Annotated in this window: 1 protein-coding gene; it reads right to left on the reverse strand. The window is 40.1% G+C overall.

Annotation, left to right across the window (positions count from 1 at the left end):
- Positions 1–973: NADH:flavin oxidoreductase (locus KVT37_RS31625; protein ID WP_254634393.1), on the reverse strand; the 973-nt coding region annotated here is incomplete at its 3' end.
- Positions 974–989: the final 16 nt, after the last annotated feature.

Consider the following 989-nt stretch of genomic DNA (forward strand, 5'->3'; position numbering starts at 1 on the left):
CCCATCCTGCTAAATAAGGTTCGGAACCTTCAAATCCGGGTAACCAAAAACGGCGAGTTGAACAATGAAAAATATCACCTCCTGCATCTACAAGGGGGCGTAAAAATTCGTCAAGCAATTCAGGTGTTGAAGCTAATTTAGCGGTAAAATCTTGTGTTTTCCACTGTGATAAACGGAAAATAATTGGGAAATCTGGTCCCACAGCCTGACGACATGCCTCAACAATTTCAGCAGCAAATCGCGTACGAGCAACCATATCCCCACCATAGCCATCCTCACGCTGATTGGTTCCCTCCCATAAGAATTGGTCTATTAAGTAACCGTGCGCTCCATGAAGTTCAATTCCATCAAAGCCTAGACGCTGAGCATCAGCAGCCCCTTGTGCAAAAGCTTTAATTACTGCTTTAATATCTTTCTCAGTCATTGGATCAGTTACTTTTACACCTGGTTTTTCTAGACCAGAAGGACCAATTGGTTTAGCTTCAGGGTTTGGTGAATCACCAACTTTACGGTCCATTCCCACATGCCACAATTGTGGAATAATACGTCCGCCTGCAGCATGGACTTCTCGAACTACCTCTTTCCATCCCTCTAATGCATCTTCACCATAAAAGCGTGGAACATTAGGGTCACTTGCAGCTACTGGGTGATTAATAACTGTACCTTCTGTAATAATTAAACCCACACCGTTCTCAGCTCGGCGTTTATAATATGCTGCAACATCAGGTCCGGGAACTCCATTTGGAGAACATTTACGGGTCATTGGAGCCATAACAACTCGATTTGATAAAGTTAAATTCCCAAGATTAAATGATTCAAACAAAGGCGTAACAGATTTGGATAATAAAGTTTTATTATTATTCATGAAAATACCTCCAATTTTTTTATGAAAATTTTTGATATGTTTACCTAGTTTTTTAATATTACATATTAGCGGCTTCAATTTCGATTTGCATTTTTTTGACTTCTTCATTCGCTAATGCAATAGC

It is taken from the genome of Mesorhizobium sp. GbtcB19 (assembly GCF_019091085.1).
Taxonomy (GTDB): Bacteria; Pseudomonadota; Alphaproteobacteria; order Rhizobiales; family Rhizobiaceae; genus Mesorhizobium.